We start from the raw sequence: 13,243 nt of genomic DNA, 5'->3' as shown, positions 1-13,243 counted from the left end.
TCCCTAGGGTTGCCAGATCAGGTCCAGACCCTCCGGCCATTCCAGATCGACACCGACCTCCACCGCGACTTCGGCCCCCGCCGCCACGTCGAGGGTCCACTGCGCCACCCCGCGCAGGTCTTCCACGTCGCGCACATCGGGGTTGGGCGATGTCGTCACGGTGACTTCGAGGGTCTCCTGCTCCGAGAACGGCAGCGCGATGCGCGTCTCCACGACCTCGGCGCTGGCCGACAGGTTGCGAACGCGGAACACCAGGTCCTGCGTCCTAGTCCCCGAGCTGACGAAGATGCCGCGATCTCCCGTCTCGTTCTCAAGTTCGCGGTATTCCAGCCGCAGATGCTGCTGCGGCCCGAAGGCCAGTTCGTAATCGCCGCCCGCAGGCATCAGCGGCAACCGCGCCTCGCCGACGCGGGCCCCCTCGCGGAACAGCGTCACCGGACCCGACAGCAAAGGCTCCGCCGTCGCGTTCACCATATCGGCCACCAGATAAGCGGTCTCATCGGCACGCGGAATCGCCCGGTTGAAGACCCGCGCCTCCAGCGTGATCCGGTCCAGCGACAGGGTCACGGGCTGGCCATTTCCGGACAGGCTGACCGGCACCGGATAGTCATAGGTCACGATCGGCCCGTCGGTGTTGGCCGCCATGACCACCATCGGCTCCGGGGCAAATGTGGCCACCGCGCCCATCTCCGCATCCATCGTGACGCTGCGCTGCATCGACGGGCCGCTCGTCGCCGCCGACTTCTTCGGGTCGAAGATCTGCGCGAGGTTCGGGAAGGCCTCGGACGGTTCGGTCCGGGCAAAGGGGTCCGCCGTGCTGAGCGTCAGCGCGATATCCGTCATCGGAACACCGCTGCCCTGCTGGACGACAAGGCGACGGGACAGCTCGACCTGATCGTCCGAATTCAGGTTCGCCTCGTATTCTGTCGACCACCCGGCGTTCTGCGTGAAGGACGCGAGGGTCAGCGACACCTCGGATGCCACGTCCAGAATTGCCGAAATCGCGACCAGCGACACGGGTCCGAAATCGGCCCCGGTCGCGTCCAGTTCCTGTTTGGCCTGTTGCAGGGCAAGGCTGGCGTCCTGGGCGCGCCGCTCGGCGGCCCGCAGCGCCGCCCGGGCATCGGCGCGGGTCACTTCGGCGTTTGCCGTGCCGTCAGCGACGGCGTCGGCGGTCGCCGCAATCGTCGCGGGGTCCAGCGTGGTCAGGGCCGCGCCCGTCATCGACCGCAGGAACGCCAGCCGATCCCCGGCCGCCGTCAGCGTGGCGGCGGCGCGAAACCGTTCATCCTCGGCCACCTGATAGGCCTCTGTCGCGGCGCGCCACGCCTCATGCGCCGCCGCCTGATCTGCTGTGAACAGCGCCCGTCCGTCGATGACGCCGCCCGCGACCATCTCGACCGCACCCAGGGCCGCCCCCGACAGCTCGACTCGTGGCAGCCCGTCGAAGTTGCCCGTTGCAGGCACCAGGATCCGATGGTCGCCGGCCGGCATGTCCAGCACGGCCCCGCGCGTCACCAACGCCCCCTGTTGAAACACGACCGCCGACAGGACCGGGGCGGGGATCGTGAAATCCTCGGCCATCAAGGTGCCCGGCATCAGCAGGGCAAGGGCGATTGGGATCTTCGGGATGCGCATGGCAGGCTCCGGCGGCTTCTGATGTTGACGCCCCGACTCTTTCAGCCCCGAACCCGCACGTCCAGCGGCACGTTGCACGCGTGCCGGATCGCCGGTCCAAACCGAAAGGGCCACCGCCGCGCCTGCGACGATGGCCCGATGCCCGACGGATACCGGCCCTCAGCGCTTGCTGAACACCCGCTCCACCAAAGTCTCGGCGATCTGCACCGCGTTCAGCGCCGCGCCCTTGCGCAGGTTGTCGCTGACGACCCAGATGTTGAGACCGTTGTCGATGGTGCTGTCCTGCCGGATGCGGCTGACGAAGGTGGCGAAATCGCCGACACATTCGACCGGCGTGACGTAGCCACCATCCTCGCGCTTGTCGACGACCAGAACCCCGGGCGCGGTGCGCAGGATGTCGCGGGCCTCGTCCTCGTCGAGGAACTCCTCGAACTCGATGTTGACCGCCTCGGAATGGCCCACGAAAACCGGAACGCGGACACAGGTCGCGGTGACCTTGATCTTGGGGTCGACGATCTTCTTGGTCTCGACCATCATCTTCCACTCTTCCTTGGTCTCGCCCGAGTCCATGAAGACGTCGATATGCGGGATCACGTTGAAGGCGATCTGCTTGGTATAGACGCTCGGCTCCCGCTCCTGACCCGGCACATACATGCCCTTGGTCTGGTCCCAGAGCTCGTCGATGGCCTCTTTGCCGGTGCCCGACACCGACTGATAGGTGCTGACCACGACGCGCTTGATGCGGGCGCGGTCATGCAGCGGCTTGAGGGCGACGACCATCTGCGCGGTGGAGCAGTTCGGGTTCGCGATGATGTTCTTCCTGGCATAGCCGTCCACCGCCTCGGGGTTCACCTCGGGGACGACCAGCGGGATGTCCGGGTCATAGCGATAGAGCGACGAGTTATCGATGACGACACAGCCGGACTTGGCCGCGATCGGCGCGTATTTCTTCGTCGCATCCGATCCGATGGCAAAGAACGCGATGTCCCAGCCGGTGAAGTCGAAAGTATCGAGGTCCTTGGTCTTCAGGGTCTTGTCGCCAAAGCTCACCTCCGTCCCGAGCGAGCGACGCGACGCCAGCGCCGTGATCTCGTCGACGGGAAACTCGCGCTCGGCGAGGATGTTCAGCATTTCACGGCCCACGTTTCCCGTGGCGCCGCAGACGACGACCTTATAGCCCATCTCATCTTCTCCTGAGGGGTTGGAAGCGGTCGTCGCCTATACCCGTTGCGGCGTCGGGTAAAGGCGGGGTTGGTGCACCCCCGGTTCCGCGCGCTGCGGCTCGCCTTGGCGACGACGCTGACAGCGGACCAGCGGACAGTTGCGCGTCGCAAGGGCAGCGGGCTCCGGGTATATTGAGAACACGCTGCTCCGGAAAACCCAATCTCAAGATCTTCTGTTGATTTTCCAACCAGTCAACGCTAGGCGCAGAACCCTGTTTCAACCCCGGATCCCGCGGAAGTCCGATGTAATCGTTGCACACAAATCTCGATCAACGCCCTGACAATTTGTGTCGGGCATTTCTGTGTGATCAATCGATAAAATCGTGAGACAGTGATGAATATCTACAAATACCCGCGCACGCGGCACGTTGAAGGTTCGCGCCTTCAATTGGGCGATATGGCGGATGATAAACCAATCAAGGATCTTAAAGGCGAACGCCTGGTTTTTGAGGAAAAGCTCGATGGTGCCAATTCCGCTTTGTCCTTTGACCCGGACGGCAACCTGCTTTTGCAAAGCCGGGGGCATTACCTGACGGGTGGTGGTCGTGAGCGTCACTTTGCCCTGCTCAAGACCTGGGCAGCGGCCCATGCTCATGTCTTGCACCCTGTTCTGGGCGATCGTTTCGTCATGTATGGCGAATGGATGTATGCCAAGCACACGGTTTTCTACGATCGCTTGCCTCACTACTTCATGGAATTTGACGTGCTGGATCGGGACAACGCCGCATTCCTCAGCACAGCCGCGCGGAGGTCTTTGCTGACCGGGTTGCCGATCATGCCTGTCCCCGTGGTGCATGAAGGGGAAGTTCTGTCCGTCGAACACCTGAGCGAGTTGACCCGCCCGACACCGTATAAGTCAGCGGATTGGCGGCAGGCCCTGGCGGTAGCCACAGAACGATCCGGCAGCCGTCCTGACATGGTCGATCAGCAGACAGAGGATAGCGACCTGGCCGAGGGGCTGTATCTGAAAAAGGAAGACGCGGACCACGTGCTCGAGCGGTTCAAGTTCGTTCGTTCCGATTTCCTTCAAGCTATCGAAGCGGCTGACGGTCATTGGCATGACCGCCCGATTTTGCCGAATATCCTGGCAGACGGGGTCGATATCTTTGCCCCGGTGCTCGGCGTGCAAGGGGCCTATGATGCGTAGGCCCATGAAACCCACAATTGCGCACGATGACCTGCTGTCGCTGGTTCCAGTCGGTCCACACTGGACCGTCGATTGGGCTGCGATCTGGCCGATTTGGCCTGAATTGACGACACTGGACACTTGCCCGCAGGACCCAATTCATCATGCGGAAGGCGATGTGGGAACCCACACCCGGATGGTCGTGGAAGCACTGGTCGCCGACCCCGATTGGCAAAACCTGTCGCCCGATGACCGGAGCTATCTGTTCTGGGCGGCGGTTCTGCATGATGTCGGCAAACCTTCAGTGACATTACATGAGGGAAATGGACGCATTTCGTCCCGTGGTCATTCACGGGTCGGGGCGTCCATTGCCCGACAATTGCTTTGGCATGCGCGATCGCCTTTTGCATGGCGAGAAGCTCTGTGCGGGATCATCGCGCATCATCAGCTGCCGTTCTGGCTTATCGAGCGGCCTGACCCGGTACGGCTGGCGATTGCAACGTCCTGGCGATGCAGACCCGATCATCTGTGTCTCCATGCCAAAGCAGACGCATTGGGCCGCCTGTGTCACGATCAACAGGCTATTCTGGAAAGTGTCAGCCTTGCCGGACTGACGTTTCAGGAAGGCGGATGTCTGAGCACGCCGTTCACCTTCGCCAACGACGAAAGCCGCGTCGCATTCTTAGAACTTGATGATCGCGATCCTCACTACACTGCGCATGAAGACTTCAAATGCAGCGTTACAGTGATGGCAGGCTTGCCCGGCGCTGGCAAAGACACATGGATATCCAGGCATCGTCCGGATCACCCTGTCGTCAGCCTGGACCTGATCCGTGATGAACTGGGTGTATCAGCCACTGACAACCAGGGCCAAGTGATCCAGGCCGCCCATGAAAGGGCCAGAGAATACCTGCGGGCCGGGACCGATTTCGTCTGGAACGCCACAAATGTAACACGGCAAAACAGGTCGAAGGTATTGCGGCTGTTGCGTGACTACGGTGCGTGGATCGAGATCGTCTACCTGGAAGTCTGTCCCGACCAATTGCGTCGGCAAAACAGAAACCGGTCAGACGCGGTCCCTAATGCAGTCCTTGATCATCTCGTTCGGAAGCTCGAACCACCCGAGATGTGGGAGGCGCAAAAAATAACCGTCGTATCCCGGTGACGGCGGGAGGCGTCGAAACAGTGCCTGCTTCACCCGCGATTCCTCGCGGCGGCACCTGCCACAGCCCCCGATACACAGAGCAGCCTGCTGTTGCGTGGGCGAGCCCCCGGCGAACGCTCGTGGCACACTATCGTATGTACGGGGGGTGTACAGGGGGTGTACCGCTGGTGCATCGCGCAAACCCCCGCAAAACAAGGCGCGCGGAGGCCGCTTGTTGCCGACAGGACGCAGCCGCTGGCCAAAGTCATCGCCGCCCCGACCGACCCCCTCAGTCCGTCTTGTCGGGCGCGAAGGCATAGACGAGGCAACCCAGAAGCAGGGCCAGGGCGAAGACCCCGAACAGCGCCTGATAGCCCGCGATGCCCCCGCCCGCCCTTTCGAAGAGCGGCCCGGTCGCGAATTGCATCACGCCGACTCCGCCGATCCCGAAGAGGTTCATGAGCGTGACGCCCCGCCCCACCAGACGCGGCGGAAAGAACGACCGGCCATGGGCGACGAGCATCGGAAAGCTGGACCCGAAGGCGCCGATCAGGGCCAGGGCGACCGTCGCCATCACCAGCCCCGGCATCGGCACCAACCACAGCAGGCCGCAGACGATTGCCCCCAGAAGGTTGCCCGTGAACACGATCCATTTGCGCGTGCCGAACACCCGGTCCAGCGGGCCATAGGCGAAACTGCCCAGGATCATCGCCACCCCCATGACCAGCGTGACCCTTCCGACGAAGGCCGGATCGTAGATATCGGCCACGTAGGGCCCGGCCCACAGCCCACGCAGGCCCGCTGCCGGGGCGTAGTTGACCATCATCATCGGCAGGATCGCCCACATCGCCGGGATCTTCAGCAAGTCGAGCAGGGAGCCTCTCGGTCCCGTGTCGTCGGTCGGCGCGGGGTCGCGCACCAGCAGGTGACAGGCGAGGGCGACCAGCATCGTCGCCGCCGCCAGAAAGCCCATGGCCCCGCGCCAGCCCAAGGTCTCGGCCGCCCATCCCAAAGGGACCGAGGCCGCGATATTCCCGAGCGAGCCGACGCCGATCAACACGCCGGCCAGCGTGGCGAAGACCGCCACCGGATAGACGCGGGCAAAGATGTAGTAGCTGGCCATCAGGACCGGCGCGCAGCCCGCTCCGATCAGGACCATCGCCACCTCGACCTGCCAGGGCGCCTGCGCCAGGGCGAAGAGCGCGGCCCCGCCTCCGCCGCAGATCCCCAGAAGGCCCGCCGCCGTGCGGCGCGGTCCGACCCTGTCCAGAAGCCAGCCAACCGGCAGTTGCAGCGCCGCGAAGGACAGGAACCAATATCCCGACGCGCGGCTCAGATCACCGGGGCCGAGGCCAAGATCGACCGCCAGGTCCGGGGCCAGGACCGCGAGAAATGCGCGGTAGAACTGGCTGAGCACATAGGCGAGGGTCAGGCTGACGAGACCGGCGTTCACAAGGCCGCCCTCCGCCATCCGCGCCCGACGCCGACCAACAAGAGGGACCAGCCGAGGAGACCTTGCCCATGCCGCGACAGCGATGCCTCCTGGGTGAAGGTCAGCAGACGCAGCAGGTATCCCGGGCCCGGCGGCGACTTGATCACGATCTGCACGGGCAGGTCGTCGAAGATCAGGAAGTAGTAGGCATAGTAGATCTGCGGAGAGAGCCAGACGAACAGGACGAACACCACCAGGGCCAGGACAGCGCCACGGATGGGCCCGCGCGCCAGACGCCAGACCAGCAGAACCGCAAGCGCCCAGAGGATCAGCGACAGGAGCGCGAGGCCCAGCTGTCCGCCGCCCGAGAGCGTGAAGAAGCTGTCTTCGCCATAGGTGACCAGATCGTTCATCGCGCCAGATTTCGCAGTTGCCCCGGCGACGCAAGGCGAATGTCTTCGGCGGCTTTCGGAACCGACGGTTGCCCGCACCCGGAAACCTGCGTTACTTCGCGGCGAAGTCCTGAAAGGTCAGACCCTGTCCAACCCGCGCAATTCCTTCGCCCGCCTGTGGCAGACCTACCTTCGGCCGCGGCTCTGGTGGATCGTGGCGGGCGCGCTCCTGATGGTCGTCGAGGGCGGCACGATCGGTATTCTGGCCAAGATGCTGGAGCCGATGTTCGACCTCGTCTTCGTCGAGGGGCGGGCCGACGCTCTGACCTGGGTCGGGCTGTCGATCCTGCTCTTGTTCGTGGTGCGCGGGCTGGCGGGGATCGGGCAGCGGCTCATCATGGGATGGGTCGCGTTCCGGTCGTCGTCGGAATTGCAACAGGACCTTCTGGGCCATGTGCTGCGGCTCGATTCCGCTTTCTTCAGCGTCAATTCGCCCGGACAATTGATTGAACGGGTGCAGGGGGATGTCCTCGCGATCCAGAATACCTGGATGCAGATCATCACCGGTGCGTCCCGGGATCTGGCGGGCCTCGTGTCGCTGATGATCGTCGCCGTCCTGGTCGATCCGATCTGGACGCTGGTGGCCATCGTCGGCGCCCCGCTGCTGATTGCGCCCTCGCTCATCGTGCAGCAGTACGTGCGCAAGAAATCGGTCCTGCTGCGCGAGAATGCGGGCCAGCGAACGACGCGGCTGGACGAGATCTTCCATGGCATCACGCCGATCAAGCTGAACGCGATGGAAGGCTATCAGCAGAACCGCTTTCGCATCGCGACCGAACAGATGGTCCGCATCACCCTGCGCACGCTTGCCGGAATCGCCGTGGTTCCCGCATTGGTCGATCTGGCCATCGGATTGGGGTTCTTCGCCGTCCTGATTTACGGCGGGCCGCAGATCATCGCGGGCGAGAAATCGGTGGGCGAATTCATGTCGTTCTTCACCGCCATGTCGCTGGCCTTTCAACCGCTGCGCCGTCTTGCCGGGCTGGCCGGGGCCTATCAGGCGATGATCGCGTCGCTCGACCGGATTTATGCGCTTCTCGATACCGTGCCCTCGATCGCCCTGCCTGCCAGGGTCGACGCGCTGCCGGACCGGACCGATATCGTGTTCGAGGGCGTGACCCTGTCGTACGGCGAAAACGAGGTGCTGCGCGGCATCGATTTCGTGGCCGAAGCCGGAACCACCACGGCGCTGGTCGGCCTGTCGGGCGCGGGCAAGAGCACCGTGTTCAACGTGCTGACCCGGCTGGTGGAGCCTTCGGCCGGGCGGGTCACCCTCGGCGGAATCGACATCGCGGATCTTGCGGTGGCCGACCTGCGCTCGCTCTTTTCGGTTGTCAGTCAGGATACGCTGCTTTTCGACGAGACGTTGCGCGAAAATCTTCTGATGGGGCGCGAGGATGTCACCGAGGCGCAGTTGCAGGCCGCATTGGACGCGGCCCATGTGACCGAGTTCCTCGGCGGTCTGCCCGGCGGCCTCGATGCGCCGGCGGGTCCGCGCGGCTCGAACCTGTCGGGGGGACAGCGACAGCGCATCGCCATCGCCCGCGCCCTGCTTCGCGACGCTCCGATCCTGCTTCTGGACGAGGCGACCTCGGCCCTCGACACCAAATCGGAACGTCTGGTTCAGGACGCGCTGGAGCGTCTGGCCCAGAAGCGTACGACCCTCGTGATCGCGCACCGGCTTTCGACCGTCCGGGATGCCGATCAGATCCTCGTCCTCGACCGGGGGCGGGTGGTGGAGCATGGCACCCACGATGCGCTTCTGGCGCGGGGCGGCATCTATTCCCAGCTTCACGATCTGCAATTCGGAGAGGGTGCGGCATGACCGAGGTCGTCATCACCAACCTCAATCCACGCTATACCGGAGTGTCCTCAACCGCCGCCCGGCTGATTCCGGTGCAGGCCAGGCAGTTCGACCTGGTGCTGGCGGGTCATGCGCTGCCCGCATGTCCGCCGCCGGTAACCGTGGCCGAGGCGCGCAAACTGACCGCCACCCCACCCGAGGGTCGCCCCTTCGCGATCTGGCACGTGCGGCGCAACAACGAGATGCGTGCAGCCCTTTTCGCGCGCGACATCCTGCGCCTGCCGATCCGGATCGTCTTCACCACGGCGGGCACGCACCGGCATTCGATCTTTCCACGCTGGCTGATGTCGCGGATGGATGCGCTGATCGCGACCATCCCCGCCGCCGCCGAGGGCAAGCCCCACGTCCGCGCCATCGTCCCGCATGGGGTGGATTGCGATGTCTGGCATCCCGCCCGCGACCGCGCCGCCGCCTGGGCCGCGACCGGCTATCCCGGCAAGCGCGGTATCGCCGCCGTGGGCCGCATCCGCACCTCCAAGGGCACCGACCGCTTCGTCGAGACGATGCTGCGGGTCCTGCCGCAGCATCCCGATACCACGGCGCTGGTCCTGGGCCGCGCCCGGCCCCAGGATGCCGCCTTTCTGGACGGGCTGAAGGAGACGGCCCGCGCCGCCGGGCTGGCCGACCGGCTGCTCTTCCCCGGAGAGATCGCGCCCGACGACATGCCCGCGCTGATCCGTGCCTGCACCCTGACCGTGCCCCTGCCGCGCTATGAGCCCTACGGGGTAACCCCGCTGGAAGGGATGGCGTCGGCGGTACCCTTCGTCGGGTCGCCGACCGGGGATTTCCGGACCTTCACCGGGGGCGGGGCCGCCGGGATCGTGGTGGCCGAAGATAATCTGGTCGAAGACGCCGCTGCCGCCATCAACGGGCTTTTGTCGAACCCGACACGCCTTGCGGCCATGTCGCAGATCGCGCGCCAGCGCGCGGTGCAGGTGCATTCCATCGAAAGCGAGGCCCGGGGGATCGCAGGCGTCTACGAGGCGCTCTGGTCCGAAGGCTGAAGCGCCCGCGCCTTCATCGCATTGTAGAACGGCATCGCGGATCGCAGCAGATCGTCCCGCGCCACGTCGGGCAATGGGCCTTCGGGGCCCGCGAACCCGGTGGAGCGATGGACCGCGTTGTACCAATGCGCGGCCCAGACACCGTCTGCAACATGACCGCCCGCAGGCCAGGACAGCATGGCCGGATCGAAGGGCACACCCGCCGCCGCACACAATCGCGCCAGCATCCCCGCCGGATCGTCGCGCAGATCGGCCGTGTCGAGAACCAGTCCGCCGACGCGGTCATAAAGCGCTGCCTGCGCGGCAAAGCCGATGTCCGCCTCGGCGATATCGTCGCGCTTGACGCCGTAACTCGCGATGACGCGGGCGGGGTGGCGGATCAGGTGGACATGCACCGCGCCCTCGGCCCAATCCATCGGGAAGCCGGGCAACATGTGATGGGCCATCTGCTTTTGATATCCATGCCGCGCAGGTTCGGCGGCACAGATTGCGGCGACCTCTTCGGGGTCGGTCGGCTGGCTGGCGATGACAGCATCGCGCATTGGATGGTCAAGGCCCGTGGCTGCCAGGTAGGCCGCATAGAACGGCTCGTCCATGACCTCGAAATCGGGGCGATTGCCGAAGCTGTACATCATGGCCGTCGACAGGTTGCGCGGGCCGGACCAGGCGATGATCTTCATCGGGTTTCCAATGGCTGTGGCCCCGTATCCTTCAGCGGTCTCGGGGCGCGGTTCCGCCCCTGTCTAGAGCCTGGCCGCCCCCGCCAGCAAGTCCACCTGGGGGTCGCAATGGCCCACGGGACACGTCCCGCGAGGCCTGAACACTATACTGACCGGCTCATCGGACTATACTGGGCCATGCTCCGGTCATGCCTCGGTTTCCTGTTTCTTGTTCTCGCCGCCTGCAACACGGCGTCGGGTCCCGGGGTCACGACAGTCACCTATTGCGGCAGCCAGAAGATGCAGATCCACGGCGCGCGCGACGCGGCCCTGCCCACCGTGCTCTATGTGCATGGCGGCGGTTGGGAAAGCGGGGATCGCACCACCGGGTTCGAACGTCGGATGATCGCACCCCTGAACGATGCGGGTATCGTTGTCGCAACGATCGACTACCGTCTTGCGCCGGCTCACCTCCACCCGTCCCAGATCGAGGATGTCACATGCGCGCTTCGCTCTCTCGCCTCTGACGGTGCCGATCTCGGGATCGATGCGGGCCGGATCGGGATCATGGGCGACAGCGCGGGCGGCCATCTGGCGGCCCTTGCCGCGCTTTCGGGCGACCGCTTCGGCGGTGTTCCCGGGATCGAGGCCGTCGCCACGTTCTACGGTGTTTTCGACTTGGTCAATCTGGAGCCGTCCCTGGCGGTTGCCGCCGTGGCCCAGAATTTTCCGACGCCAGAGGCGCGGATCAGCGGCACGCCGCTCCTTGATATCGATGGAACGGCCCCGCCTTTCCTGATCGCGCATGGCCGCGAGGACAGGTTCGTCAACCTCGCGCAAAGCGTGAAACTCGCGCAGCTTCTGATCAATGCCGGACATCGCCCGATCCTGGCCGTCGTCGAGAACGCCGACCATGGCTTTGTGCCGCGCGGTGGCGTGCCGGACCCTTCGGTCGAGCAGGTCATCGCTTTGACGGTGGCCTTCTTTCAGGATCACCTCTGAGGTGATGTCGTATTTCGACGTGCCACGATCATTTCAGCGGTCTTGCGGGCACTCGGCTTCGAGCGAGTAGAGCCCGTCTTCCCCGGTCAGCAGGACTGCCGCCCGGTCCGGCAACGCGGCGACATGGTCCAGGAGCGGGGCGGATGTTTCGACCTGTCTGTAGGTCCGAAAGTCGGATGTGACGTGGAAGGGTCTGTTCCCGTCCCCGACAAGGACGTGCAGATCGGATCCAGGGATCGGATGGTGACGGCTCCATGCGATGGCGCGGCCAGAGACCGGATACTCGGTGACCCGGTCGGCCGTCATATCGGCGTTCAGCAGGAACGACCCTTCTGTGCCCAGGATCACGGTCCGCTCGCCCACCTGATACACCTGCACATGACTGCCAATCCGGTTTGTCGACAGGTCGGGCGGAAAGACAGTCGTCTCGCCATCGAAGGCCGCGAAGCCGATATCCGTCCAGATCAGCGCAGGCCGGGAGGGCTGGAGGATGACGGGGCCTGTTGTGTGCAAGACGGACGTGTCGGTCGTCATTGTCCGCGCCAAGATGCCGTCGATCGCAACAGCCGCAACGTCGCCCCGCCGAACGACACGGAACCGGGGCGTGACGGGATCGCGCGCAAGGCCAAGCGCCACCTTCCAGCGGGACGGGATGTATTGCAATCCGGTGAAATCCCACCCCATCCATGCGCCAGACGCGGCGTCGAACCGATAGCGCCCGGGCGGCGCGCTGCCCGCAAAGACGGGTCCGGCCCCGGTCAGGCGCAGAAACAGCGGTGGCACCGTGCTCGCTTCTGTCGGGCCCGGAAACCACCTGAGGATCTCCCCGTCCCGATCAAATGTGGCGGCGTTCAGATCGGTGAGGAGGCTTTCCCCCTCGGGCAGGTCGACGGGAACGACGCGCCAATCGCCGTCCGGCGACCGGAACCACAGGGTTCGCGGCGCGCGTTGTCCGAAGGTTCCCCAGAGGTACGCGCTGCTCAGGGCGAAGGTGCCAAGACCGGGCACAGTGCGGATCGAATTGGTCCACTCCCCCGTGTCGCGGTCACCCGGAAGCGGATCGGTCGCGACTCGTTGCCCGTCCACGACCCTCGACGCCATCTGCAGGCCAGGGCGCCCGAAATAGAAATCACCGTTCCCGGTATCGAAAAGTGGCCAGACGGTTCGATCCGTCAGCGGGATGGCAGCCCAAGCTGACGCGCCCGGTAGCAATTGATACACAAGCCCACCCGCGTCGTGCCCGCGTCGGTACCGGGTTCCATCCGGTGCGGCCCACGCTTCCCACGGGAAGCGCGCGAGGGGACCATCGGGGAAGTAGGCCTCGATCTTGCGGAAGCTGTGACCATCAATCGCGTAGTGGCCTTTGGCCGGCCCGGCAGCCCAGACGATCAGATGGGGGAAATCGAACTGGGCTCGTGGGGAATCGGCGATCCGGTCGGCCCAGAGACGCCGGGTGTTACCTTCTGGTCCCGCGCGCACCTCCCGTTCGCGGAGGAGGGCGTCCAGAACCGCGCCGCTCCCCTCGACAGGCAGAACGCAGACCTCGGCCATCGCGGGTGTTGCCAGCAAAACAGCGGCGACGGCGGCACGGGTCAGGACGTGGCGGCACATAATGGCCATCGACGGACGGCGAGGGACGGATCCGGGGATGATCTGCATCAGCATTCCGTTGGCTTGGCCCCGATCTCGACCGCAGGCC

General features: G+C 65.0%; 11 protein-coding genes. 5 read left to right on the top strand and 6 right to left on the bottom strand.

Features of this window, described 5'->3' with window-relative positions; all coding sequences use genetic code 11:
* Positions 1-3: 3 nt before the first annotated feature.
* Positions 4-1,638: a DUF4139 domain-containing protein gene (locus BM002_RS17505; protein ID WP_092784439.1), complete on the bottom strand. Its 1,635-nt coding sequence runs from the start codon at positions 1,636-1,638 to the stop codon at positions 4-6.
* Positions 1,639-1,797: 159 nt separating this feature from the next.
* Entirely contained in the window at positions 1,798-2,820 is a 1,023-nt protein-coding gene (locus BM002_RS17500; protein ID WP_092784436.1) for an aspartate-semialdehyde dehydrogenase, read from the bottom strand.
* A gap of 375 nt (positions 2,821-3,195) precedes the next feature.
* Between BM002_RS17500 and BM002_RS17495 the strand changes: the two genes are divergently transcribed.
* Both BM002_RS17495 and BM002_RS17490 read left to right on the top strand, forming a co-directional pair.
* A complete protein-coding gene (locus BM002_RS17495; protein WP_092784433.1) occupies positions 3,196-4,008 on the top strand; it encodes an RNA ligase family protein in 813 nt (270 codons plus the stop codon).
* Positions 4,009-4,012: 4 nt separating this feature from the next.
* On the top strand, positions 4,013-5,152 hold the full coding sequence (locus BM002_RS17490; RefSeq protein WP_245749311.1) for an AAA family ATPase: 1,140 nt from the start codon (positions 4,013-4,015) through the stop codon (positions 5,150-5,152).
* Between the two features lie 268 nt (positions 5,153-5,420).
* Here the strand turns inward: BM002_RS17490 and BM002_RS17485 are convergent, their stop codons facing one another.
* Together BM002_RS17485 and BM002_RS17480 are read right to left on the bottom strand one after the other, a co-directional pair.
* Positions 5,421-6,584, bottom strand: coding sequence for an MFS transporter (locus BM002_RS17485; RefSeq protein WP_092784652.1), 1,164 nt, complete (start codon positions 6,582-6,584; stop codon positions 5,421-5,423).
* Positions 6,581-6,976 (bottom strand): hypothetical protein, encoded by a 396-nt coding sequence (locus BM002_RS17480; protein WP_092784430.1) that lies wholly within the window; start codon positions 6,974-6,976, stop codon positions 6,581-6,583. The genes BM002_RS17485 and BM002_RS17480 overlap by 4 nt, the downstream gene beginning before the upstream one ends.
* Here BM002_RS17480 and BM002_RS17475 point away from each other — a divergent pair.
* Entirely contained in the window at positions 6,960-8,840 is a 1,881-nt protein-coding gene (locus BM002_RS17475) for an ABC transporter ATP-binding protein (protein WP_245749310.1), read from the top strand. The genes BM002_RS17480 and BM002_RS17475 overlap by 17 nt on opposite strands.
* Positions 8,837-9,883 (top strand): glycosyltransferase family 4 protein, encoded by a 1,047-nt coding sequence (locus BM002_RS17470; RefSeq protein WP_092784427.1) that lies wholly within the window; start codon positions 8,837-8,839, stop codon positions 9,881-9,883. The genes BM002_RS17475 and BM002_RS17470 overlap by 4 nt, the downstream gene beginning before the upstream one ends.
* Here the strand turns inward: BM002_RS17470 and BM002_RS17465 are convergent.
* Positions 9,856-10,563 (bottom strand): sulfotransferase-like domain-containing protein, encoded by a 708-nt coding sequence (locus BM002_RS17465; RefSeq protein WP_092784424.1) that lies wholly within the window; start codon positions 10,561-10,563, stop codon positions 9,856-9,858. The two genes, BM002_RS17470 and BM002_RS17465, sit on opposite strands and share 28 nt — an antisense overlap.
* 177 nt (positions 10,564-10,740) lie before the next feature.
* Between BM002_RS17465 and BM002_RS17460 the strand changes: the two genes are divergently transcribed.
* Complete coding sequence (locus tag BM002_RS17460; RefSeq protein ID WP_175484953.1) at positions 10,741-11,544, top strand: alpha/beta hydrolase; 804 nt, start codon at positions 10,741-10,743, stop codon at positions 11,542-11,544.
* Between the two features lie 33 nt (positions 11,545-11,577).
* Here BM002_RS17460 and BM002_RS17455 read toward each other — a convergent pair whose 3' ends face one another.
* A complete protein-coding gene (locus BM002_RS17455; RefSeq protein WP_139212411.1) occupies positions 11,578-13,164 on the bottom strand; it encodes a hypothetical protein in 1,587 nt (528 codons plus the stop codon).
* Between the last annotated feature and the right edge of the window lie 79 nt (positions 13,165-13,243).

This window comes from Jannaschia pohangensis (genome assembly GCF_900113875.1).
In the GTDB taxonomy this organism is placed as follows: domain Bacteria; phylum Pseudomonadota; class Alphaproteobacteria; order Rhodobacterales; family Rhodobacteraceae; genus Jannaschia; species Jannaschia pohangensis.
Note: the sequence above shows the minus strand (reverse complement) of the source record. Positions and strands in the feature narration are given on the sequence as shown.